This window comes from Vibrio mangrovi (genome assembly GCF_024346955.1).
Taxonomy (GTDB): Bacteria; Pseudomonadota; Gammaproteobacteria; order Enterobacterales; family Vibrionaceae; genus Vibrio; species Vibrio mangrovi.
Genome location: NZ_AP024883.1, coordinates 2,748,139 through 2,773,400, shown reverse-complemented (window position 1 = coordinate 2,773,400; position 25,262 = coordinate 2,748,139). Strand labels below are relative to the sequence as shown.

At 44.6% G+C, this 25,262-nt stretch carries 20 protein-coding genes; 13 read left to right on the top strand and 7 right to left on the bottom strand.

What is annotated here, in order from left to right; translation table 11 throughout:
- Positions 1 to 114 precede the first annotated feature (114 nt).
- The 8 genes from OCU74_RS12220 (at position 115) to OCU74_RS12185 (ending at position 9,309) form a co-directional block, all read left to right on the top strand.
- The gene (locus OCU74_RS12220; RefSeq protein ID WP_087479993.1) at positions 115 to 1,242 is read left to right on the top strand and encodes a bifunctional tRNA (adenosine(37)-C2)-methyltransferase TrmG/ribosomal RNA large subunit methyltransferase RlmN; all 1,128 of its coding nucleotides are present in this window, start codon (positions 115 to 117) and stop codon (positions 1,240 to 1,242) included.
- A gap of 456 nt (positions 1,243 to 1,698) precedes the next feature.
- On the top strand, positions 1,699 to 2,652 hold the full coding sequence (rodZ, locus tag OCU74_RS12215) for a cytoskeleton protein RodZ (protein WP_087479992.1): 954 nt from the start codon (positions 1,699 to 1,701) through the stop codon (positions 2,650 to 2,652).
- A gap of 8 nt (positions 2,653 to 2,660) precedes the next feature.
- The gene (gene ispG / locus OCU74_RS12210; protein ID WP_087479991.1) at positions 2,661 to 3,785 is read left to right on the top strand and encodes a flavodoxin-dependent (E)-4-hydroxy-3-methylbut-2-enyl-diphosphate synthase; all 1,125 of its coding nucleotides are present in this window, start codon (positions 2,661 to 2,663) and stop codon (positions 3,783 to 3,785) included.
- A 27-nt stretch (positions 3,786 to 3,812) separates the two neighbouring features.
- The gene (gene hisS, locus OCU74_RS12205; protein WP_087479990.1) at positions 3,813 to 5,087 is read left to right on the top strand and encodes a histidine--tRNA ligase; all 1,275 of its coding nucleotides are present in this window, start codon (positions 3,813 to 3,815) and stop codon (positions 5,085 to 5,087) included.
- A gap of 47 nt (positions 5,088 to 5,134) precedes the next feature.
- The gene (locus OCU74_RS12200) at positions 5,135 to 5,749 is read left to right on the top strand and encodes a YfgM family protein (RefSeq protein WP_087479989.1); all 615 of its coding nucleotides are present in this window, start codon (positions 5,135 to 5,137) and stop codon (positions 5,747 to 5,749) included.
- Positions 5,750 to 5,761: 12 nt separating this feature from the next.
- Positions 5,762 to 6,922 (top strand): outer membrane protein assembly factor BamB, encoded by a 1,161-nt coding sequence (gene bamB / locus OCU74_RS12195; protein ID WP_087479988.1) that lies wholly within the window; start codon positions 5,762 to 5,764, stop codon positions 6,920 to 6,922.
- 201 nt (positions 6,923 to 7,123) lie between these two features.
- Positions 7,124 to 8,614, top strand: coding sequence for a ribosome biogenesis GTPase Der (gene der, locus OCU74_RS12190; protein WP_087479987.1), 1,491 nt, complete (start codon positions 7,124 to 7,126; stop codon positions 8,612 to 8,614).
- 461 nt (positions 8,615 to 9,075) lie between these two features.
- The gene (locus OCU74_RS12185) at positions 9,076 to 9,309 is read left to right on the top strand and encodes a zinc ribbon domain-containing protein (RefSeq protein WP_087479986.1); all 234 of its coding nucleotides are present in this window, start codon (positions 9,076 to 9,078) and stop codon (positions 9,307 to 9,309) included.
- Here the strand turns inward: OCU74_RS12185 and xseA are convergent.
- Complete coding sequence (gene xseA / locus OCU74_RS12180) at positions 9,306 to 10,646, bottom strand: exodeoxyribonuclease VII large subunit (protein ID WP_087479985.1); 1,341 nt, start codon at positions 10,644 to 10,646, stop codon at positions 9,306 to 9,308. The genes OCU74_RS12185 and xseA overlap by 4 nt on opposite strands.
- Before the next feature lie 210 nt (positions 10,647 to 10,856).
- On the opposite strand from xseA, the gene guaB reads away from it, so the two are divergent.
- The 4 genes from guaB (at position 10,857) to OCU74_RS12160 (ending at position 17,442) form a co-directional block, all read left to right on the top strand.
- On the top strand, positions 10,857 to 12,323 hold the full coding sequence (gene guaB / locus OCU74_RS12175; RefSeq protein WP_143693143.1) for an IMP dehydrogenase: 1,467 nt from the start codon (positions 10,857 to 10,859) through the stop codon (positions 12,321 to 12,323).
- A gap of 97 nt (positions 12,324 to 12,420) precedes the next feature.
- Positions 12,421 to 13,998 (top strand): glutamine-hydrolyzing GMP synthase, encoded by a 1,578-nt coding sequence (gene guaA, locus OCU74_RS12170; protein WP_087479983.1) that lies wholly within the window; start codon positions 12,421 to 12,423, stop codon positions 13,996 to 13,998.
- A gap of 205 nt (positions 13,999 to 14,203) precedes the next feature.
- Positions 14,204 to 16,279 carry an acyltransferase family protein gene (locus OCU74_RS12165; protein ID WP_087479982.1) on the top strand — a complete coding sequence of 692 codons (2,076 nt, stop codon included), beginning with the start codon at positions 14,204 to 14,206 and terminating at the stop codon, positions 16,277 to 16,279.
- 224 nt (positions 16,280 to 16,503) lie between these two features.
- The gene (locus OCU74_RS12160; RefSeq protein ID WP_087479981.1) at positions 16,504 to 17,442 is read left to right on the top strand and encodes a bile acid:sodium symporter family protein; all 939 of its coding nucleotides are present in this window, start codon (positions 16,504 to 16,506) and stop codon (positions 17,440 to 17,442) included.
- A gap of 71 nt (positions 17,443 to 17,513) precedes the next feature.
- On the opposite strand, the gene OCU74_RS12155 is transcribed toward OCU74_RS12160, so the two are convergent.
- The gene (locus OCU74_RS12155; protein WP_087479980.1) at positions 17,514 to 19,073 is read right to left on the bottom strand and encodes an alanine/glycine:cation symporter family protein; all 1,560 of its coding nucleotides are present in this window, start codon (positions 19,071 to 19,073) and stop codon (positions 17,514 to 17,516) included.
- Positions 19,074 to 19,720: 647 nt separating this feature from the next.
- Here OCU74_RS12155 and OCU74_RS12150 point away from each other — a divergent pair.
- A complete protein-coding gene (locus tag OCU74_RS12150; RefSeq protein ID WP_087479979.1) occupies positions 19,721 to 20,110 on the top strand; it encodes a PilZ domain-containing protein in 390 nt (129 codons plus the stop codon).
- Here OCU74_RS12150 and OCU74_RS12145 read toward each other — a convergent pair.
- From OCU74_RS12145 to rfbA, 5 genes are all read right to left on the bottom strand, one after another.
- Complete coding sequence (locus OCU74_RS12145) at positions 20,107 to 21,729, bottom strand: sensor histidine kinase (protein ID WP_087479978.1); 1,623 nt, start codon at positions 21,727 to 21,729, stop codon at positions 20,107 to 20,109. The genes OCU74_RS12150 and OCU74_RS12145 overlap by 4 nt on opposite strands.
- 108 nt (positions 21,730 to 21,837) lie before the next feature.
- Positions 21,838 to 22,650 (bottom strand): phosphate/phosphite/phosphonate ABC transporter substrate-binding protein, encoded by an 813-nt coding sequence (locus tag OCU74_RS12140; protein WP_087479977.1) that lies wholly within the window; start codon positions 22,648 to 22,650, stop codon positions 21,838 to 21,840.
- A gap of 281 nt (positions 22,651 to 22,931) precedes the next feature.
- Entirely contained in the window at positions 22,932 to 23,480 is a 549-nt protein-coding gene (gene rfbC / locus OCU74_RS12135; protein WP_087479975.1) for a dTDP-4-dehydrorhamnose 3,5-epimerase, read from the bottom strand.
- Between the two features lie 7 nt (positions 23,481 to 23,487).
- Complete coding sequence (gene rfbD, locus OCU74_RS12130) at positions 23,488 to 24,366, bottom strand: dTDP-4-dehydrorhamnose reductase (protein WP_087480135.1); 879 nt, start codon at positions 24,364 to 24,366, stop codon at positions 23,488 to 23,490.
- Positions 24,367 to 24,389: 23 nt separating this feature from the next.
- Entirely contained in the window at positions 24,390 to 25,262 is an 873-nt protein-coding gene (gene rfbA, locus OCU74_RS12125; protein ID WP_087479974.1) for a glucose-1-phosphate thymidylyltransferase RfbA, read from the bottom strand.

Sequence of the window (25,262 nt, the reverse complement as noted above, 5' to 3'; positions counted from 1 at the left end):
GGCCAGACCGGGGTTTTTACTATCTGTCGACCGAAGAAGAGGACTTGTTGTCAGTGCTTAAAGGCTGTACAATTCGCGCCCTGAATTTGATGTCCGGTGTTTCTGAGAGGTTCCATGACCACACAAAAAATCAATCTGCTCGACTTTGATCGCCCCGCATTACGTCAGTTTTTCACTGAAGAGCTGAACGAAAAAGCGTTTCGTGCCGATCAAATCATGAAGTGGATTTATCACTTTGGTTGTGATGACTTTGAGAAGATGACCAACATTAACAAAAAGTTGATAGAGAAGCTGAAAAACCGCTGTGAAATCAGAGCACCATTGGTTTCAGAAGCTCAGCATTCGTCGGATGGAACGATTAAGTGGGCGATGCGGGTTGGTGATCAGGATGTAGAAACTGTCTACATCCCGGAAGATGACCGGGCAACTTTATGTGTGTCGTCTCAGGTCGGCTGTGCTCTGGAATGTAAGTTCTGTTCGACAGCCCAGCAAGGTTTTAACCGTAATTTACGGGTTTCTGAGATCATTGGTCAGGTCTGGCGTGCCGCACGGGAAATTGGCCTGGAAAAAGAGACGGGTCGACGTCCAATCACCAATGTGGTGATGATGGGAATGGGTGAACCGTTGCTTAATATGAAGAATCTGCTTCCTGCATTAGAAATTATGCTGGATGACTTTGGATTCGGTCTGTCCAAGCGCAGGGTGACGGTTTCTACATCTGGAGTTGTTTCGGGACTGGAGCAGATGACCGGGCGAATTGACGTTGCGCTGGCTATTTCTCTCCATGCTCCGAATGATGCACTACGCAGTGAAATTATGCCGATTAACGATCGTTGGGATATTCAGGACTTTCTGGCGTCGGTCCGTAACTATATTGCTTCATCCAACGCCAACCGTGGAAAAGTAACCGTTGAATATATCCTGCTGGATCATGTCAACGATGGTACCGAACATGCGCACGAATTAGCCGAGCTAATGAAAGATACGCCATGTAAGATTAATCTGATTCCGTTTAATCCTTATCCCGGTTCTCCTTACCGGAAACCCAGTAATTCCCGGATTGATCGTTTTATGAAAACATTGATGGGATATGACTACACGGTAACGGTGCGTAAAACACGTGGTGATGATATCGATGCCGCCTGTGGGCAGCTTGTTGGTGATGTCATCGATCGAACCAAACGGACGAAGATTCTGGCTGAGCAAGAGCAAAATGCAATTCCGGTAAAAGCAGTTAACTGATTCAGCGTTTTATCTATTGTTATTTTTATAATGGGATATCTGTTCACAATAATTGCAGGTATCCTGTATAAAAAATTAATCATTTTTGTTCAATAAATCACCGTTAGTTGTCAATTCCGGGTGGGTATTTCACTAATTATCAGAAGTGTGATGAGTTGACAAAAGTCGCGTTCTTGCCCTCTTTATCCTGCATTTGCCCCTGTTTTTTGTCAATTTCTCGAAAAACCTTGATTTAACCGAGTTTTCGTCCTTAATTCATTGTTGTTTCAGTTCTAATATCCTTTAGAATGTTTAATTGCATATATCAAAATTATTTGAGTTATTGATAATTTTGACGCTAATATGAACTTTATTTTGGGCTGTAATAGTAATAAGTTAACCAATAAGAACTAAAATCAATAAAGCGCTATGCTTATATAGGGTTACAGCAAAGAGACATGAGATAGATGCCACGTGATGACAGAATCAGAAATAGTCAAAGAAGAAGATAACCAGATTAAACCCGGGACACTCCTGAAGCAAAAGCGAGAGTCTCTCGGATTGACCCAAAAACAGATCGCGGACAAGCTTCGGTTACGTCTGACGGTTGTTCAGTCTCTCGAAGAAAATAATTTTGATATCGATAAGGTATCAACATTTACAAGAGGTTATGTCCGATCTTATGCCAAACTGGTCGGGATTGAAGATCAGGTTATTCTTTCTGCATATGATCATTATTGCGGTGGTGGTGCACAAGAATTATCCATGACGAGTTTTTCCAGAAAGACAACTCGTGAGCAACATAACAGTCGTATTAACCTGATCACGGTTGGCATTGTTGCCATTGTGATCGGTATTTCATCCGTTTGGTGGTATCAGAATCAGGAGCAGGACACACTTGTTCCGTCTCAGCGTATTCAAGAGGAAAAAGCGCCGGAGAGTCAACAAGACGATGCGACTAAGGATGATTTTACTACGGTCAGCGATCTGACTCAGGAATCTTCTGAAGCTGAGAATCCGGTTGAGCCAGAGCCTGAAAACATTGCGACACCTGATACAACTGAATCTGTTTCTCAGGATGTTCAGGATTCGGCCACGGCCGCGGATGATTCTGTACCTGCAGAAGAACCTGTTGCAACTTCATCCGGCACGGTTTCTGGGACCGCAGCAGACGAGACAGTTTCTTCTGCTGATCTGAAAGCACTAACCATGAACTTTGAGGATGATTGCTGGGTTCGTATCAGTGATGCGAATGGCAAAACTCTGTTCGTCGGGTTAAAGAAAGCAAACCAGTCCATTCATCTCCGGGGAGAGGCACCATTTAAAGTCATTTTGGGAGCGCCGGAAAGCGTTTCAATGACATTTGCAGGTGAACCTGTCGACCTTTCTGGGTATACTTCCGGCAAAGTGGCCAGATTTAGTTTACCTTAGATAAAAATATGCAACATGAGTCCCCAATAAAACGTCGCCGTTCGACACGTATTTACGTCGGTGATGTTCCTATCGGCGATGGTGCTCCCATCGCTGTTCAGTCGATGACAAATACCAGAACGACCGATGTGGATGCAACGGTCGCTCAAATTCGTTCACTGGAAAAAGTGGGAGCTGATATCGTCCGTGTTTCAGTTCCGACGATGGATGCGGCGGAAGCATTCCGGGAAATCAAAAAACAGGTGTCCGTTCCTTTGGTCGCTGATATTCATTTTGATTACCGCATCGCTCTGCAGGTTGCTGAATACGGCGTTGATTGCCTACGGATCAATCCGGGGAATATCGGTCGGGAAGAACGGATTCGTGCTGTTGTTGACTGTGCCCGGGATAAAGGCATTCCTATCCGGATTGGTGTCAACGGTGGTTCACTGGAAAAAGATATTCAACAGAAGTATGGAGAGCCGACAGCAGAAGCTCTGGTAGAATCTGCTATGCGTCATGTCGACATTCTGGATCGTCTTAACTTCGATCAGTTTAAGGTGAGTGTGAAGGCTTCCGACGTTTTTCTGGCTGTTGATTCTTATCGTCTGCTGGCTCAGAAAATCGATCAACCGTTGCATCTCGGTATTACTGAAGCCGGTGGTGCTCGAGCCGGAGCGGTCAAATCATCCGTCGGTCTCGGGATGTTGCTTGCTGAAGGTATCGGCGATACATTGCGTATTTCTCTGGCTGCCAATCCCGTAGAAGAAATTAAAGTCGGATTTGATATCCTCAAATCACTGAGGATTCGTTCCCGGGGAATTAATTTTATCGCCTGTCCTAGCTGCTCCCGTCAGGAGTTTGATGTCATCGGAACGGTCAATGCACTGGAAGAACGCCTTGAAGATGTTCTTACGCCGATGGATGTTTCTATTATTGGTTGTGTGGTAAACGGTCCCGGAGAAGCTGAAGCTTCACATCTGGGGTTGGCTGGCAGTAACCGGAAAAGTGCATTTTATGAGGACGGCGTCCGCCAGAAAGAGCGGTTCGACAATGATGATTTAGTTCATCAGCTTGAAGCTAGAATCCGGGCCAAAGCAGCAGTACTTGACCAGCAGAATCGTATTCAGGTCACTCAGATCGAAGACAATTAACATTATTATGAATTTACGGTAATCCTTGTGGCAAAAACAATTCAAGCAATTCGGGGCATGAACGACTGCCTTCCGACACAATCACCGCTCTGGCAAAAGGTTGAGGGCGCAGTAAAACAAGTTATTAATGCATACGGCTATAGCGAAATTCGCATGCCGATCGTGGAAGTGACACATCTGTTCAGTCGTGCAATCGGTGAAGTGACCGATGTGGTTGAAAAAGAGATGTACACCTTTGAAGATCGTAATGGCGATAGCCTGACTTTACGTCCTGAAGGTACAGCTGGATGTGTTCGTGCCGGAATCCAGCATGGATTGCTGTATAACCAGGAACAGCGTCTGTGGTATATGGGACCGATGTTCCGCCATGAACGCCCTCAGAAAGGACGATATCGTCAGTTTCATCAGTGTGGTGTTGAGGTGTTTGGTCTTGATGGGCCGGATATCGATGCGGAATTGATTATGATGACGGCCCGCTTATGGCGGGAGTTGGGGATTGCTCAGTATGTCCGGCTGGAACTGAATTCGATTGGTTCTCCTGATGCGCGTGCGGAATACCGGACTGCGCTGATTGAATTTCTGGAACAACATGAATCTGTTTTGGATGAAGACAGTAAGCGTCGCATGTATACCAACCCATTACGTGTTCTGGATACCAAAAATCCTGAAATTCAGGCGATTTTAAATGACGCACCAAAGCTGTCAGATTATCTTGATGGTGATTCCAGAGCTCATTTTGCCGGTTTATGTGAACTTCTTGACGCTGCCGGTATCGAATACTCGGTGAATGAACGTCTGGTTCGTGGTCTGGATTATTACAACCGCACTGTATTCGAATGGGTGACTGAAAGTCTTGGTGCTCAGGGAACTGTATGTGGTGGCGGTCGTTATGATGGTCTGGTTGAGCAGATGGGTGGTAAGGCGACACCGGCGGTTGGTTTTGCCATGGGGCTGGAACGTCTGGTTCTGATGGTTGAAGCACTTGAACTGACAGAAGATGTTGCACGTCAGGTTGATGTTTACATGGTGACTGCCGGAGAAGGTACATTGTCAGCAGGAATGAAGCTGGCCGAACAGGTACGGGAGTCAATGCCGGGACTGCGGGTAATGAATCACTGTGGTGGCGGTAATTTTAAGAAACAATTTAAGCGGGCTGATAAGGTTGGGGCTGCTGTTGCGCTGGTTCTGGGAGAGGACGAAGTCGCACAACAGATGGTGGTACTCAAAGATTTGAACGGCGGAACTCAGGAAACAGTGGCACAGTCAGATGTCATTGAAAAACTGACTCATTTTTTCAAGTGATGACTGCCGGGAAATTCAGCTGGGAAGTTTAATAAAGAGGGCAAAACGTGGAACTCTACGATACCGAAGAACAACAAGTTGAAGCGATTAAAAGTTGGTGGAAAGAAAATGGCAGAGCTGTCGTTATTGGCACTGTCGTTGGCTTGGCAGCCGTTCTGGGCTGGAATTATTATCAGTCATCAGTGAAAGCAGCTCAGGAAGCAGCTTCGCACCAGTATTCTGATGCGATTGCCTCGCTTTCCCAGCAGGGACTTGAAGCGGAAAAAACGGTTCAGACTTTCATTGATCAACATACAGACAGTGATTACTCCGTTCTCGCAGCCTTGCAACTGGCTAAATCTCAGGTTGATGCGAAACATCTGGACGAAGGACTTGCTCAGCTTGAATGGGCGAAAGAACATACGGATGATGCAGCTCTTGATACTTTAATTGACTACCGGATTGCCCGGATTCAGGCAGAACAAGGTAATTACGATAGTGCGCTGGCGTCATTGAAACGAATTACAGATACAGGCTGGGTTGGTCGTGTTGCTGAATTGAAAGGTGATATTGCATTGCGTCAGGGCGATAAAGACGCAGCTTATATTGCTTATACGGAAGCACAGCAGGCCAAAGACGCCAGTCAGACACTGCAAATGAAGTTAGATGATCTTGCCAAATAAGGGCGTGAGTTGATGAAAAAGTGGTTCGGCAACTTATTTTTAATGACTGCCATTGCTGGTGGATTGGCTGGATGTTCCGGAGAGGAAGAATCGGTGGTGATGGCACCGGTTCCCGTCGTGAATAGCCAGTTTACACCGCATTCCGAATGGCGGGCTTCTGTTGGGAGTGGGGTCGGTCATTATTTTTCGAAACTGAAACCTAAATACGCGTATGACACTATTTTTGTTGCCGATCGGGATGGTCTGGTTAAAGCTCTGAATCCGGAGAATGGTAAAGAGCTCTGGCAGCAGGATCTGGAAGTTGATGATCCTATCCGTCTGGCTGGTGGAATTGATACCGGATTAAACCAGGTTTATGTCGGTAGTGAAAATGGTGTTGTCTATGCATTAGATGCCAAAACCGGTGAGCTTAAGTGGAAGCATAATATCGGTGGAGAAATACTGGCGTCGCCGACCACTGATGGTCACCTGTTGATCATTAATACCAGTAACGGGAACCTGACCGCTCTGGATCAAACCAGTGGTGAAGAACAGTGGGTAATCAGTACGGAAGTTCCGAATTTAACATTGCGTGGCGTCAGTGAACCGGTTGCACTTTCTGGTGGTGTTTTCTGGGGAACTGCTGCTGGCAGGCTGGCCGCTGCGATTACTGCTCAGGGGCAGATGATTTGGCAGCAGCCAATTGGGATTCCTAAAGGGGCAACAGAAATTGATCGACTGGTTGATGTCGATGCTTCTCCACTGATTATGGGTGAATCACTGTATACGATTGGCTACAACGGTCAGTTGGTTGATATCGATCTTCGCTCTGGAAAGCCAATATGGAAACGCACCTATTCTTCAGCAAAAGATATGGCAACCGATGGCGGTCGACTGTTTCTTGTGACGGATGAAGATCATATTGTAGCTGTTGATGCGCGCAGCGGAACGGAGCTGTGGACCAATAATAAACTTGAACACCGCTTGGTTACGGCACCGGTTATGATCAGTAATTATGTTGTTGTTGGAGACAGTGAAGGTTATCTGTATTGGATTGATCGTAGCAGTGGTGAGTTTGTTGCGCAGCAGTTTGTGAATAGCAGCGGCTTTGCAGTTTCTCCGATAGCGTTACCTGGCAATGGCTATCTGCTGATCACCCGAAACGGTGATGTGAAGAAACTGACGATCCGTTAAGAATTCGTGATATAATTTTATGATCGGCTCCTGGCTGGAAACAGTTAGGAGCCATTTTATTGTGATTTTAACTGTAGCTCTTTTAGGCTTACGAGCTGAAGGATGTTACAGCGCTGTGTGTTATGACCGGGCCGATTCATGTAAATGAATTGACGTTACCCTGTGGTTATACGCATAGCATTGAATGATTTAGAGGTTGTTATGGTTCCTGTTGTTGCGCTGGTCGGGCGTCCGAATGTCGGTAAATCTACGTTATTTAACCGGCTGACCCGCACTCGCGATGCATTGGTTGCAGACTTTCCCGGTCTGACCCGTGACCGTAAGTACGGTCATGCCAAAGTAGGCGAACAAGAATTCATCGTGGTTGATACCGGAGGTATTGACGGTGGTGAAGAAGGTGTAGAAAGCAAAATGGCAGAACAATCTCTGGCTGCAATTGAAGAAGCTGATGTTGTTCTGTTCATGGTCGATGGGCGTGCCGGACTGACGCCTGCTGATGAAGGTATCGCTTCACATCTGCGTAGAATCGAGAAAACTTCGTTCCTGGTTGTCAATAAAGTGGACGGTATTGATGCTGACGCTGCCAGTGCTGAGTTCTGGCAGTTGGGAATGACACAGATGTATCAGATTGCAGCAGCACATGGTCGGGGTGTTAATGCGCTGATCGAACGTGTTCTGGAACCCACGATTCAGGAGTTGAAAGCGCGGGCTGAAGCTGAAATCGAAGATCTGACGGATATTGAGACAGCAGAAGAATCAGCGGCTCTGGAATATACCGAAGAGGAAGCGGAAGCCGAGTATCTGCGTTTGCAGGCTCAGCCGATTAAACTGGCAATTATCGGTCGGCCTAATGTCGGCAAATCGACCTTAACCAACCGTATTCTGGGTGAAGAGCGTGTGGTTGTTTATGATATGCCGGGAACGACCCGTGATTCGATCTACATTCCGATGCAGCGTAATGAGCGTGAATATGTATTGATCGACACTGCCGGTGTCCGGCGTCGTAAGCGGATTCATGAAACCGTCGAGAAGTTTTCTGTTGTTAAGACGTTGAAAGCGATTGAAGATGCGAATGTTATATTGCTATTGATCGATGCCAGAGAAAATATTTCTGATCAGGATTTAAGCCTGCTTGGTTTTGCGCTGAATGCCGGACGTTCTATCGTGTTAGCCGTTAATAAGTGGGATGGGCTGGATTCTGATGTCAAAGAAAGGGTGAAAAAAGAGTTGGATCGTCGGCTGGGATTTGTTGATTTCGCCCGGATTCACTTTATTTCAGCACTGCATGGCACAGGCGTCGGCCATCTGTTTGAGTCGGTAGAAGAGGCATACAAGTCAGCAACAACCCGGGTGAGTACATCTGTTCTGACCCGAATCATGAAAATGGCTACGGAAGATCACCAGCCACCGATGGTTCGTGGACGGCGGGTGAAACTAAAATATGCTCATGCCGGTGGTTATAATCCGCCGATCATCGTTATTCACGGGAATCTGGTTAATGAACTTCCCGATGCCTATAAGCGTTATCTGATGAACTATTACCGTAAGTCGCTTGAGATTATGGGTACTCCAATCCGGATTCAGTTCCAGAGCAGTGAAAACCCATATGAGAATAAGTCATCTAAGCTGACATTATCTCAGGAGAGACAGAAGAAACGTCTGATGTCGATGATGAAGCATCGTAAAAAGTAGTTTTTGCACTTCTCAGAATAAGCCCGGGCCAGATAGCCCGGGTTTTTTATTGTGTGTACGATATATTTTTATTTATGGCGTTATGATTGAAATACACAGTACTGTAAGTCAGATGATCTTTTTATGAAATACTAATAGCTGTGTAAATAGATGTGTTAGTCTTTATAAAATATCGTTTAAAATCCAAAAACAGAACATGTAACTTATGCTTTCGGTATGTGGTTATATAAATGTTCTTTTTGGTATTGATCGCTGATCAAAGTGAATAAAGCATGAGATCAGCAAAAGATCGAATCGAGTGCTGATTGGATCATTGCTATGGTCTTATTTTTATCAGCAAGAATGGTGCTTTATGTGTTTCTGAGCCATTCAGTATACAATAGAAACGATAAACCCGGATCTGATCCTGTTGCTTGAGGGATCATTTTTCAGGGGAAGAGACTTACTGAATGGGAGGAAGTATGAGCCAGAATCAATGCCCGGAATGTCGTGAAGAACTGATATGGGATGGACAGTACTACTGTCCCAAATGTGCTGTTCACTACCAGAAAATTGCTTATTGTCCTGATTGTCAGGTTGAGTTAGAACGTTTACAGGCGTGTGGTGCAGTGAGTTATTTTTGCCCGCAGTGCAATGAACAGAAGTCAAAGCGTGATCCCAGATTACGATTGGTATTTCAGCCTACTGATAATTAGTCTGACGGAAGTACGGTTGCACGGATGCTTCCGTCGGCAAGCCGGGTCGTAATAACTTCTCCGGGTTGTACTTCATTCCGGCTCCGAATGATATGCCCCGCCTGATTCTGGGTGACGGAGTATCCCCGTTTTAATGTTGAGAGAGGGCTGACCGCTTCCAGTGTTTCGGCTGCCAGTGCCAGTTGATGACGTGAGTGAAGTAGTTTTCTCTCGATGGCATCGATCCCGCGCTGTTCATACTTTGTCAGCAGATAATGTTGTTGTTGGAGCTGTTTTTCCGGAGAGTTGAGTTTGAGCCGGTAAGCGGTTCTCTCCAGCATTTGGGCATGTCTGGATAAATAGTGTTGCATTGCCTGCTGGAGGCGAATACTCAGTTCATCCATTTGCTGAATCTGTCGTTCCAGGCGATAAGTCGGATGTTGTTTCTCCAGTGCATGTTGCAGCGTCTGGCTTTTCTGACGCTGGGCTGCCAGATAATAGCGTATTGCGTGATTCAGACGAGTGCGGTAGTTCGTCAGGCCGGTTCGCTTGTAGCTGCTATCCTGACTGACCAGTTCTGCTGCGGCTGACGGGGTTGGTGCACGCACATCGGCAACGAAATCTGCAATAGTCACATCAATTTCATGACCAACAGCACTGACGATTGGAATCTGACTGGCAGCTATGGTCCGGGCTACGATTTCATGATTGAAACACCAGAGATCTTCCAAAGAGCCACCACCGCGACCAACAATCAAAACATCACATTCCCGGCGTTCATTGGCTCGGCCAATTGCCTGAGCAATCCGGATAGCTGCATCTTCTCCCTGAACCATTGTCGGGTAGATGATGACGGGAAGTGTCGGATCTCTGCGTTTTAATACATCGAGAATATCAAATAGTGCGGCACCGGTTTTTGAGGTGATGATGCCCACGCATTGAGGGTGTTCCGGTAGTGTTTTTTTATTGCTTTGTGCAAAAAGACCTTCTGCGGCCAGCTTTTGTTTTAGTTGCTCAAATTCCTGTTGCAGACGTCCGTCACCTTCAGCCTGCATGCTTTCGATAATGAGCTGATAATCACCACGGGGCTCGTATAAAGACAGACGGGCTTTAACCAGAACTTGCTGACCATTCTTCGGTTTAAAGGTGACAAAGCGGTTGTTCCCTTTGAACATTGCGCATTTCACCTGAGCTCTGGCATCTTTTAGTGATAAATACCAGTGTCCGGAGACTGGTGCTGAAAAGTTAGATATTTCACCGATAAGCCAGACAATTCCCATCTCATTTTCAAGCAGGAGCCGGACTTCGGCATTCAGACGGGATACGGTATAGATGTTTTGATTCTTTGCAGCTAGCACGGGCGAATGTCATGGCCGTAGGAATGGAAATTAGCGGCAATATAATACATATCAAGGGGGTAATTGCAAATAAAAATTGAAAAAATGTGTAGTAAAACAGGAAATGGCTCGGTATAATCCGTCCGCAATATCAAATCCAATTCACTTTGATCCAAAAACCTTAAAGTGTTGGGTTATTTCTTTTAACACCCTTGCTGTGAGATATTGCAAATGCTACGAATCGCCAAAGAAGCTTTGACTTTTGATGACGTGTTGCTCGTCCCTGCCCATTCAACTGTTCTCCCGAATACTGCCGATCTAAAAACCCGGCTAACCAAAAATATCACGCTGAATATTCCTATGATTTCTGCGTCTATGGATACGGTAACTGAGGCCCGTCTTGCGATTGCTCTGGCGCAGGAAGGTGGGATTGGTTTTATTCATAAGAATATGTCAATCGAGCAGCAGGCTGCTCAGGTTCGTCAGGTAAAAATCTACGAAGCAGGTATTGTGACATCTCCTGTCACAGTTCAGCCGGAACAAACCATTGCTGATGTGATGGCTCTGACAGAAAAACATGGTTTTGCCGGTTTCCCTGTTGTCAGTGAGAATAATGAATTAGTTGGTATCATCACTGGTCGTGATGTTCGTTTCGTTACCGACCTGACGAAAAAAGTTTCTGCTGTGATGACGCCAAAAGAACGTCTGGCAGCTGTGAAAGAAGGCGCTTCCCGCGCTGAAGTTCAGGAAAAAATGCATCAGGCCCGCGTTGAGAAAGTTCTGGTTGTGAATGATGAATTTCAGCTCACCGGTATGATTACAGCAAAAGATTTCCATAAAGCAGAAATTGCACCAAATGCCTGTAAAGATGATCAGGGACGTTTACGTGTCGGTGCTGCTGTCGGAGCCGGAGCTGGAAACGAAGAGCGTGTTCAGGCGTTGGTTGAAGCTGGTGTCGATGTGTTACTGATTGACTCATCCCACGGTCATTCTGAAGGTGTTCTTCAACGCATTCGTGATACGCGTGCTGCTTTCCCTGATCTGGATATTATCGGCGGAAATGTTGCAACTGCTGAAGGTGCCCGTGCGTTGATTGAAGCTGGTGTCAGCGCAGTAAAAGTTGGTATTGGCCCTGGTTCTATCTGTACAACCCGGATTGTTACCGGTGTTGGTGTACCACAAATTTCAGCGATTGGTGATGCAGCATCTGTGGCTAATGAATACGGAATTCCAGTGATTGGTGATGGTGGTATCCGCTTCTCTGGTGATATCTGTAAAGCAATTGCGGCCGGTGCATCCTGTGTCATGGTTGGCTCAATGTTCGCCGGTACAGAAGAAGCGCCGGGAGAAGTTATTCTTTATCAGGGACGTTCTTATAAATCATACCGCGGTATGGGATCTCTGGGTGCAATGTCGAAAGGTTCTTCTGACCGTTACTTCCAGTCTGATAATGCTGCGGATAAGCTGGTTCCTGAAGGTATCGAAGGGCGTATCGCATATAAAGGCCTGCTCAAAGAAATTGTTCACCAGCAAATGGGCGGACTGCGTTCTTGTATGGGACTGACAGGTTCTGCAACCATTGAAGATCTTCGTACCAAGGCTGAATTTGTCCGGATTTCCGGCGCAGGAATTCAGGAATCTCACGTCCATGATGTTCAGATTACCAAAGAAGCACCAAACTATCGTTTAGGATCATAATTCCGCGACGAAAACGTTTGCTTTTTGCTTGATGATGACATGAGAGGCGGGTAAACTCGCCTCCGTTCCATAAACTTTTCTTTGAAGACGACTCAACATGACCAAGAACATTCATGACCAACGGATCCTTATCCTAGACTTTGGTTCACAATACACGCAGCTTGTCGCACGTCGTGTCCGTGAAATAGGTGTATATTGCGAACTATGGAGCTGGGATGTCGATGAAGCCGACATTCGGGAGTTTAATCCGAATGGCATCATTTTATCAGGCGGCCCTGAAAGTGTAACGGAAGACAATTCTCCGCGTGCACCACAGTATGTATTTGATTGCGGTGTGCCTGTTCTGGGCATTTGCTATGGCATGCAGACCATGGCTGAGCAACTGGGTGGAAAAGTATCCGGTTCGACTGAGCGTGAATTTGGCTATGCTCAGGTTCAGATTGCTCAGGAATCTAAATTGTTTGAAGGCCTGCGTGACGAATCTGCCGAAGACGGCAGCGCACTGCTGGATGTCTGGATGAGCCATGGTGATAAGGTCGTGGAGATTCCTGCTGATTTCTTCCAGGTAGCTCAGACTGATACCTGCCCTTATGCAGCAATGGCAAATGAAGAGAAGAAATACTACGGCGTACAGTTCCACCCTGAAGTGACTCATACCAAGCAAGGGATGAAGATGCTGGAAAACTTCGTGTTGGGTGCGTGTGGCTGTGAACGTCTGTGGACATCAGCTTCTATCATCGAAGATGCTGTAGCCCGTATTAAAGCTCAGGTTGGTGACGATGAAGTCATACTGGCGCTCTCCGGTGGTGTCGATTCATCAGTTGTTGCGATGCTGGTTCAGCGTGCTATCGGTGATAAGCTGACTTGTGTGTTTGTTGATAACGGTCTGTTGCGCCTTAATGAAGGTCAGCAAGTGATGGATATGTTCGGTGAACATTTCGGACTGAATATTATCAAAGTCGAAGCTGAAGAGCGTTTCCTTAAAGCACTGGAAGGAAAGTCAGATCCGGAAGAAAAACGGAAAGTTATCGGGCACGAATTCATTGAAGTGTTTGATGAAGAAGCCGGCAAACTGAAGAATGCCAAATGGCTTGCGCAGGGTACGATTTATCCGGATGTTATTGAGTCAGCTGCATCGAAGACCGGTAAAGCACACGTCATCAAATCTCACCATAATGTAGGTGGATTACCTGAAGATATGGAAATGGGGCTGGTTGAACCATTACGCGAATTGTTTAAAGATGAAGTGCGTAAAATTGGTCTGGAACTCGGCTTGCCTTATGAGATGCTGTATCGTCATCCATTCCCAGGCCCTGGCCTTGGTGTTCGTGTCTTAGGTGAGATCAAGAAAGAATACTGTGATTTACTGCGTCGTGCGGATGCGATTTTCATTGAAGAGTTACGTGCTGCGGACCTTTACCATAAAGTTTCTCAGGCCTTTACTGTATTCTTACCTGTTCGCTCTGTGGGTGTTATGGGCGATGGCCGGAAATATGACTGGGTTGTATCATTGCGTGCCGTTGAAACGATTGATTTCATGACCGCACACTGGGCTCATCTGCCTTATGATTTTCTGGGTAAGGTTTCCAACCGTATCATTAATGAAGTCGACGGTATTTCCCGTGTGGTTTACGATATTTCAGGAAAACCACCGGCAACGATCGAGTGGGAATAAGTCATGTCTCCGATTCATTGACGGGTTGATGTCAGTGAGTCGTGAATGATGAAGAAAAAAGCCAATGGGTAGATTCCGTTGGCTTTTTTATTTGATATTAGAGAGCAAACTTAAAAATTGTTGTAATACTTATAAGGTTGGAATTTTTATAGTCACAGACTTATTTTACTGAAATCTCACCTCTATTGAGTAACTCGTACATCACATGAATCAAGTAATCTCTCGCCAATCGACTTATCGTGCTGAAATTGACGGTCTTCGTGCATTTGCTGTGTTATCTGTAGTGATGTTCCACGCATTTCCCAGTTGGCTGAAAGGTGGCTTTATCGGAGTCGATATTTTTTTTGTTATCAGTGGATTTCTGATTACGAGCTATATTTTTGAGAAACTTGATCAAGGTACGCTGAGCTTTTCTGATTTCTTTGGACGCAGAATTCGTCGGATTTTTCCTGCGTTAGTCGTTGTAATGGCCGTTTCTTTGATGTTTGGTTGGTTTGTACTTCTCTCTGGTGAGTATGCACAATTAGGTAAACATATTACCCGAGGGGCAGGATTTATTTTGAATTTTGCTCTGGTCCATGAAAGCGGCTATTTTGACAATGTGGCTGAAACTAAGCCTATGCTTCATTTATGGAGTCTGTCAGTAGAAGAACAGTTTTACATTATTTGGCCTCTTGTTTTATGGAGTGCCTGGAAGCTTAGGTTAAATCTCCTCTCAGTCAGTATTTTTTCTGTTGTCATCTCATTTCTTTTTAATCTCTATTTTGTCGGTTCTAAACCCGTCCATATATTTTTTTGGCCTGTAGGACGCTTTTGGGAATTACTGAGTGGTAGCATTCTTGCGTGGTTATTTTTATATCAAAGTGCGGTTATCGCTCGTATTTCCTCGTTAACCGGTCAGGTTGTTCGGCGTTTTGTCCGTCCCGAAAATATTGTCACAGATAGTCTGACTGCTGCAAACCTTGCTTCATTACTGGGACTGACCATTCTGGTCTATGGTGTTGTACGGATAAATGAAGATCTGAGTTTTCCCGGAATATGGGCCATTATACCTGTGGTTGGTGCCTTATTCGTCATTGGTTCAGGATCAAAAGCATGGTTGAATCGCGTTTTTCTGATGAACCCGATTGCTGTCTGGATCGGGGTGATAAGTTATCCTTTATATCTGTGGCATTGGGTCATACTATCTTTCCTGCATATTATTGAAGGAGAAATGCTGAGTAACGATACACGTATATTGGCCGTATCGTTATCTATAATTCTGGCCTGGATGACTTATCTATTGGTGGAAAAACCAATAAGAAGTCATTTGGTTACTTTACGCCAGAGTTTTGGTCTTGGTCTGTCCATGATATTTGTGGCATGTATCGGTTATTCTATTCAGTATTCACATGGTTATCCTGACAGAGATGTCGTTCAACTTTCAACGATTAAAGAGAATTATACGCAGTTGGGTATGATGTCCCCAATGGTTAGTGAATGTGGATTGGAAGATAAAATGAAAAAAGAGGTAGCAGCCTGCTTCAGGGATCAACGTGGACCGATTCGGTATGCGATGATCGGAGACAGTAAAGCTGCCGCTTTAATCGCCGGAGCTGTCCGGACTTCAACTGAAAGTGGTCGGTGGCTGATGATCGGTGGTAATTCAAAATATGGTTCACCATCACCATTCATGTCCAATGAACCACGTTTTCGGCTCTATCAGCCTCTTCTTATTTCAGCCATAAACTCTGTCAGTGCTATGGATAATGTAAACACAATCGTTTTGGTTGGAGCTGCGAGAATTTTAGGTAATTTTGATAATGATAAGAACTGGTTATCAGCTTTAAAAATAGCAGATGCCACGTATGAAGATGGACGAATCGCATTAGCAAATACTGTCCGGCATTTGGTCAAGGCTGACAAAAAAGTTGTTTTGGTTGTGGATAATCCAGCTTTGGGGAGTAGTGAGTTTTGTGGCGAGCGAATTGTAAAACTTCCCTTTATCGGTATAAGAAAATTAAACACTGAGTCTGCCGACTGTCGTTTAAAGCTTGTTGATTATTACCGGCTAAGAGAAAAGTATATAAAAGCGCTCTCTGCGGTGTCAGAGGAATTTGGTGCACAGGTTGCTGTTTTTGATACGGCGGACATTTTCTGTGATGTTGAGCATGGTGTGTGTCTGCGTTATAAAAATGGGAAGAATTCTTTTGCGTACACGGATCATATTTCTGATTATATGGCTGGCCTTATTGGGGAAAAGTTGAATCAGTTTTTAGCGGAATGGTCTGTAAAAAAATGAATATTACAATAGAAGCTGTATTGGTGAATTTTTTAAAACTTCTCCTGTGAGAAGTTTTTTTGTCTCGGTCATCAGAGGTTCCTGAATATAAAACAGAGGATGTATTCTTACCGGATGTCGGGTAAGGTAGTCACTGAATTATTCATATTGATGATTATATCCATAATATCCGGATAGTATTTCAGGATATCTGACAGAAAGATAAAAACAAAACAGGAACGCGTATGTTAAGGACAATCACGAATTTATTTCCGTTATGGGCGGTTCTCTTTTCCCTGGCTGCCTACTTCTCTCCAGCAACATTTACCATGCTCAAACCTGCAATTATTCCTTTGCTAACGGTTATCATGCTGACAATGGGACTTACGCTGAAGGGCTCCGATTTCCTCAATGTACTGAGAAACAAAAAGGCGGTTGGCATCGGTTTAGTACTTCAGTTTTCTGTGATGCCGCTTGCAGCTTTGCTGGTCAGCAGACTGCTGGAACTGGATACTGAGCTAACCATTGGTATGGTTCTGGTAGGGAGTGTTGCCGGTGGAACTGCTTCAAATGTGATGTGTTATCTGGCCAAAGGAGATGTCGCATTATCGATCTCAATGACTGCTATGTCGACGCTGTTGGGGGTTGTGATGACACCGCTATTGGTTCAGTTACTGGCTGGACAGTCAGTTGATGTGCCCGTACTTGGTATGTTGTTCAGCCTGCTCAAAATTGTTGTGATACCGGTTATTCTGGGAATTGTTCTCAATTCAGTGATGCATCCTGTGACCCGGAAACTTGAACCTGTTCTGCCATTGGTATCAATGTTGGCAATCGTGACGATTATTGCCATTGTTGTTGCATTGAATGCAGATCAACTGGCTAAAATCGGGCCGATTGTGGCTTTGGCGGTGATCATGCATAACAGTACCGGATTAGTTTCTGGCTACTGGGCATGCCGCTGGTTAGGGATGGATGAGAAAACCTGCCGGACTATTGCTTTTGAAGTAGGATTGCAAAATTCTGGTTTGGCGACCGCATTAGCGATGAAATTTTTCACACCGGCTTCAGCTGTTGCCGGGACGATCTTCTCAATCTGGCACAATCTTTCCGGCTCTTGTCTGGCCGGAATATGGGCCAGAAAATCAATCGCAACATCTTCCCGGACGGCAGAGACGCTATAAGTAAGAATGAACTGAGAATATAAAAAGGGAGCAGTGTTGCTCCCTTTTTTGATACGACCATGATTCATGCATTATGATTCAGTTGCACGTTCACCCGTGAGAGGGATGTTTTCACTGTCTGATGTGGCAGTCGGTTTTTTACCGGTCTGACGTTCATAACGTTGTTCCCAGTAGTACGCGCCTTTGATGCCGAGTTTTACCGGGTTAAATGTGTATTGCTCTACACCTTGCTGTTGCTGTTCTTCATAATCCTTCAGTGCCGACATTGCTGGCTTGTTGAGGAAGAAGATAATCAGAATGCCGACAATGTTGAGCCACGCCATCAGACCAACGCCAATGTCACCCATTGCCCAGGCCAGATTCGCTGTTTTTACGGTACCGTAGAATGTTGCACTAAGCAGTACGATTTTCAGCAGGAAGGTCAGAGTCTCTGAGCCAAAGCGGCGGCAAAGGTATGCAACGTTTGTTTCGGCAATGTAGTAGTACGCCAGAATTGTCGTGAAGGCAAAGAAAAACAGAGCAATAGCCACGAAGGTTTTTCCAACCCCGGGCAGGGCACTTTCAATGGCAATCTGAGTAAATTCAGGGCTGTTTGCTGCAACGTTCGCTGCCAGATTCTGAACTAAAAATGTACCTTCAGCTGCACCGCTGACGTTATAAGCACCGGTAATCAGAATCATAAAGGCTGTTGCAGAACAAACCAGAAGTGTATCGATGTAGATAGAGAAAGACTGAACCAGACCTTGTTGAGCCGGGTGCTGCACATGTGCTGCCGCAGCTGCGTGAGGACCGGTTCCCTGACCTGCTTCATTGGAGTATACACCACGTTTTACACCCCATCCGATAGCGGCGCCGACACCTGCCATTGGTGTGAATGCATCACCGATAATCATACCGAAGACATGCGGAACCTGATCGATGTTGAGCAGGATAATGACGAAAGCGGTAACAATATATGCAAGTGCCATAAAAGGAACGATAATCTGGGTGAAACTTGCAATACGTTTAACGCCACCGAAAATGATGAAGGCCATCAGAATTGAAATGAAAGTACCGGTCAGTATTTTTGCCATACTGAATGTGCCGATTGCTGTCTCAACCATATCTCCGGTGCCAAAAGCTGATTCAATGGCATTACCGATACTGTTTGACTGAACCCCTGGAAGCATGATGCCACATGCAATGATTGTTGCGATGGCAAAAATCCACGCATACCATTTTTGTCCCATTGCTTTTTCAATGAAATAAGCCGGACCACCGCGGAACTCACCGTTATCTTCTTCTTTATAGATTTGAGCCAGTGTCGATTCGGCATAAGCTGTTGCTGCGCCGAGGAAAGCAACAACCCACATCCAGAATACGGCTCCCGGACCACCGAATCCGATAGCTGCTGCGACACCGGCAATATTCCCTGTACCGACACGACCGGAAAGAGACACTGCCAGTGCCTGAAATGAAGAAATACCCTTCGTCGACGTTTTAGCCGAGAAAAGTAATCGGCACATTTCTGAAAAATGACGGACCTGAACAAACCGGGTGAGGATTGAATAGAAGAGACCAGCTCCCAGGCACAGATAGATTAGTGCCGGACTCCAGATGATCCCATTCAAAAAATCAACAAGTGATTGCATGGTTATTTTCCCTGTATTTGCGTGTTGTTATGTTGTGTGTCATTGAGTTGTCGTTGTTGTGTTTGCAATATATTCGTCTCAATGTAACGCAAATGTTAATATATATGCCTTATTAATGCTATATATTTTTAAAATGAAGTTAAATTTTGACTTTTGTCACTAATATAGAGTTATGTCTGGTGTTAATGCTTTACATGTGGTATTTGCGATTGATTAATTGAGTATTTGTAAAACAATCGTGCTTTGTTGGGTTGGGTGTTTTTTGAGCGGTTGAGATCCTGAGGATCTGCATATTATTGGCGTTTTATCCTGCACCATGACGGTATATAAAAGATATTTAAACGAGAATTATTAAAGTTTCTAACTCTGACGCATTGTGATCAGGAGGAAAATTTGTGCAGAATAATTTGCTATGAATCAGGCTAATATGCTGTCGTGGATTAAAATACTAGATTACTATGCTGTTTGATTCATATTGCCGAAATGCTATTCTGAATTTTCATTGACTGATTCGGTTCGACTGACTTCTTGGTTTATGGTATTTATATCCCTTATTTATAGAATATACCTGACCTTCTCAGGTTAGATAGAATATCAGTTGAATATTGAATAATAATGATGATGAATATAATTGATGGAGCCGCTTTATGAACCAGAATGAGGGGCCTCAAAGACGTCAGTATTATCGCCTCCGGTACCCAAAAGGAGTTCGCCCGGCGATTCGTTTTGAAAATAATATGTACCATCTTACCGAATGTTCAGAAAAAGGTATTCGTATTCTGATGCCGAATGCAACTCGATTACATCAGGGATACAGAGTGACGGGAAAAGTTTTTCTGAATGACGGGAGCCAGGTAGATATTAAAGGAACTATTCTGCGTTTTGATAAGAATGAAGTGATTGTGAAACTATCACAGGGTTTTTCGTTCAAACAGATGGTTGCAGAACAACGCCTGATCCGGCAAAAATATCCCTCGTTTTTTGCTTCTTTTTCTGAAGAGGAGGAGGAAGAAGATGAGGTGGTTAGTGTTGATTAATCAGATAACTGAGGGAATGGAAAATAAAGCGTGAATTTACTGCCTTTTCCGGGGTCTGTTTCTACCTTAATTTGTCCCTGATGTTCTTCCATGATGCTGTAAGCGATCGATAACCCCAGTCCAGTCCCTTTGCCTATTTCTTTGGTGGTAAAGAAAGGATCAAATATTTTCTGCTGGATGAGTGGGTCGATGCCACAACCATTGTCCTCTACAGAAATAAAAACATGGTTGTCTGACATTCCGCTTTTTATCTTAATCAGTCCATTCTCTTTGATTGCATGTCCTGCATTAATCACGATATTAAGCAACACTTGCTGGATCTGGCCGATATTGCAGATGAGCGGTGGAATATCGCCCAGCTCAGTTTCAACCTGTGATTTATATTTCAGCTCATTGTGTGCAATTTTGAGTGTTTTCAGAATGGCTTCATTGACATCTGCCGATTTCATTACCTTATCCTGATCGGTGTGGGAAAACTCTTTCAAGCCCACAACAATATCACGGATTCTCTCGGTACCTTCCAGTGTATCGGAAAGTAGCCCGGAAACATCTTCCTGCAGAAAATCAATGTCCTGTTGATTCAACCATTGGCCTAATTCATGAAGAGCCCGGTGAATACCGGGCTGTGATTCTTCCTGTATAAGTAAAGCCTGTATCCGTTCAATCGCGCCCTCGTAGGTTTTGATATAACTTGCCAGTGTTCTGACATTACTCATCACAAAACCGACCGGGTTATTGATTTCGTGGGCGACACCGGCAGCCAGTGTTCCGATAGATGCCATCTTCTCTGACTGAACTAACTGTGCATGGGTATGTTTCAGTGTTTCATTCATGGATTTCAGTTTGGCAATATTCTGACTGAGTTGCTCGGTGCGACGTTCAACTCTGTTTTCAAGTGTACGGTTCAGCTCTTGCAATTCTTCTTCGTATTCGGTTCTGCGTTGGGATTCCTCCTGCAGACGGGATGACATTTTATTAAAGGCATGAGCAACATCCGTCACTTCATCAGCTCCGGAAATCGTGACAGTTACATCTGTTTCTCCTCTGGATATCTGGTTTGCTGCTTCTCTGAGCTGACTCAGACGACCGATCAGGTAAGTACCCAGCAAATAGGAAAACAATGCAACCATTATCATTTCTATACCCGCGATAATTGCGCTCCAGTACCTGGCTTCCTGAATTTTCTGGTTTAGTTCTGAAGTATCAATTCCCAGATGAATCAAACCGAACAAATGACCGCCTTCTTCTATTTTTGCACTGATATCAAAAACTCCGTCAGAAACTAAGGCAACATCATGATCTTCGACAAATGGACGCTGAAGGTAGTCGGCTTCTCCGGCCTGAGTAAATACATCACCATTTGGTGTCAGAATTTTCACATACTTCAGATCCGGGTTTTTCATTAATTCTGATGTGAAAGCTTCCAGTGAAGCAAGGTCGTAGGAAAGTACGGCATCCTTAGTGGTGGTTGAGAAGAGGGTTACTGTTGTTGTAGCTCGCTTAATCAGTCCGTCATAGTTGGTTGTTTTCAGGTAATTGAGCGTCATAGAGACCAGTAAAGCCAGTAGTAAGGCCTCAATGATGGCAACACCTAAAATTGTTTTTAGCTTGAGCGACATACAAACCTCAAACCTGTTTATTATGCCAATATTGGCTGTTTCAGTTATTTACTGGCTACCTTATATCAGTCCATTGTTATGTATTATCCATTCAGTTTATGAGTGGAATTATTCCAGCAAATGATCCAATAACCTGATATTTAATTCCCTGATATCGTCCCACTGTTGATCGCTGGCTGCTTCCAGACCTTTAAAACTTAGCCCTTTGAGTAAGGTCATACCTTGCTCGTCATTATTCATTTCAAGCATCGCCCGGACAATTTTCTGGCGGATTTCTTCTGAGACTCGAGGGTGGACAGCAATCGCATGCGATGTATAAGGTGGTGTGGTCCAGAGGATTTTCAACTGCTGACTAACTTTAGGATCCGTATTATTCAATGTCCGGAGTACTCCGCCTCCTGCTGGGAAAAAGCCCCGGGAGACATTGAGGTAGACAGAGTCATGTGAAGAAACATATTTAGGCGTAAAGTTAATTCCTTTCCGTTCAAGATTGGCTCGTGGCAGGATGCTGGCTGCGAATGCTGCCGGAGAAGGAAAAGCCAGTTGATGGTCTTGTAGATCCTCCAGTGAGTGAATCGGACTATCCTTACGAACGACAATAATTCCCTGGATCTGTTTATCTTTCTGTTTTGCGATGGCCTGATAGCCGGGTTTCTGATGAAATACCACATAATGGTAGGGATTCATATAAGCAATATCATACTCACCATCGCGAAGCCGTCTTTCGAATTCAGGAATATCTTTAGCCGTGGCAAACTCAATGTCCAGTCCTGAAGCCCGGCTGATGTACTGAAGTACCGGTGACCACAGTGCGGCCATTTTTTTCGCAGATTGCTGAGGAACCACACCAAAAGAGAGAGTTTGTGGAAATACATGAGTTGAGAAGACGAGTAAAACAGCAAATAAGAAACCAGTACGCATGCCACCCCCGTTTTTATGCAGAAAACAGCTGGAATACTATGAATATAGGTGGTGGCTAAGGAATATCCAATTTGAGCTTATTTGGGGGTGAAAAAGTGTTATTGAGCGCGAAAAGTGAAGAGATACTCCTTTCTTCAACGTATTTTCGACTAAAGGTTGGTTTTTCTGACTTGCTCTATGGCGATGATGAAAAATCCTATATCGAGAAGATGGAACCGGAGAATTTATCCTGTCCTTCAGAGAGGCTCCGGTTCCCCGCTATCTAAAGGTAGCTGATGTGCCTACAAACATACAGACTCAAGTAGCGTTTCACCGAATCGATCTTTCTCTGATAGTTGTGGTTCTGTATTATCTAAAGGCCACTGGATACCAATATGGCTGTCATTCCAAATAATAGTTTTTTCAGCGTTAGGGTTATAGTAATCGGTGCATTTGTAAACAAATTCAGCTTCTGCACTGGTCACATAGAACCCATGGGCGAAACCTTCAGGTACCCATAACTGGCGCTTATTTGCCGCAGAGAGATACACGCCAACCCATTGACCGAATGTTGGTGAATCTCTTCTCACATCTACAGCGACATCAAACACTTCGCCTGAAATAACACGGACAAGTTTCCCCTGTGTATTTTCAAGCTGATAATGTAATCCCCGCAAAATACCTTTTTTGGATTTTGAATGATTATCCTGAACAAAGTGAGTCGGTTTGCCTGTAACAAGTTGCTCAAACACTTCCTGTCGCCAGGTTTCCATAAAAAAACCACGTTCATCACCAAATACTACGGGTTCAATAATTTTTACATCAGGGATTTCAGTATTAATAATGTTCATGATTAACCTAAATTTTATAGTCTTGTATTCGTTGTAATGCACTTTTCCAGTCACTGGCAGTGATGCCAAATTCTCGGTAAATTTTAGTCATGGATAACCTCGAATTAGCCGGTCTTTTTGCTTTGGTGGGAAATTGTTCTGTGGTGAGTGGATTCAGATGGGGAATACAGCGAAGCATTCCTTTTTCCTGAGCATGATGGAAAATAGATGAGGCAAATTCAAACCAGGTTACATAAGGATGACCAGAAAAATGATATACCCCGTACGATACCGGACGGTCGTGGTAAATCGCTTCTGCAATCGTAAGTAAAGCAGAGGCAATATCACCGGCATAAGTCGGTGCGCCCCATTGATCATTCACAATACCCAGCGTATCTTTTTCCTGAGCAAGTCTTAACATCGTTTTTACGAAATTATGACCATATTCACCAAAAACCCATGATGTTCTTAAGATGATATGCTTTTCGCAAGACCGTATAACCGCTAGTTCACCGGCCAGCTTACTTTTACCATAAACACCTTGAGGCTCGGTTATATCATTTTCCTGATATTCGTCAGTTTTATCGCCGGAGAAAACATAATCCGTTGAGATGTGCAGAATGGATGCATCGACTGAACGAGCTGCTTCAGCTAAAACTTTCGCTCCTTCACAATTGACTTTGTATGCTAGATCGATTTCTTCTTCAGCCTTATCTACGGCTGTATATGCTGCTGCATTGATAATGACTGTTGGAGTATATTCTGAGACAGTACGCAATACAGCTTTGGTATCGGTAATATCCAGCATTTTGTGGTTCAGAGCTAAAAAATCAATCTGTCTTTCCTGCAGTTGCTGCACTAAACTCTGACCAACCTGACCAGAGCTTCCCGTAACTAATATTCGCATTTCTGTTTCACTATTTACTTTCTTCATCTACTTTCTTCGATAATGCGCATGAGATAGTGGCCATACTCATTTTTGGACATTGACTCAGCTGATAGCAGAACCTGTTCCCGGCTTAACCAGCCGTTACGCCATGCTATCTCTTCCAGACAGGCAACTTTGAGTCCCTGAACATGTTCGATGGTCTGAACAAAAGAGGACGCTTCATGTAAGCTCTCATGGGTTCCAGTATCCAGCCAGGCAAAGCCCCGGCCAAACAATTCTACATTGAGAGAACCATCTTCGAGATACATTTGATTGATACTGGTAATTTCCAGCTCTCCCCGGGCCGATGGTTTTACCTGGCGGGCAAAATTCACAACCCGATTGTCGTAGAAATAAAGCCCGGTAACGGCGTAATCCGATTTTGGGAACTCGGGTTTTTCTTCAATTGATGTCGCTTTCATGTTCTCATCAAATTCAATGACGCCAAATCGTTCCGGGTCTTTGACCTGATAGCCAAATACCGTTGCCCCAACATCTCGGGCTGCAGCCCGTTTCAACATGCCGGTAAAGTGCTGCCCATAAAAAATATTGTCTCCCAAAACTAAGCAAACAGAGTCTTCACCAATAAATTCTTCACCGATGATAAAAGCCTGAGCCAATCCATCCGGACTTGGTTGAACAGCATATTGAATGTGAATGCCATAGTTTGTACCGTCCCCCAACAAGCGTTGGAATCCTGCCTGATCTTCTGGTGTTGTAATCACTAAAATATCACGGATTCCCGCCAGCATAAGCGTTGAAAGCGGATAAAAAATCATCGGCTTATCGTAGACAGGCATAAGTTGTTTAGAGACACCACGGGTTAGAGGATAAAGTCGGGTTCCCGAACCGCCGGCAAGAATAATTCCTTTCAT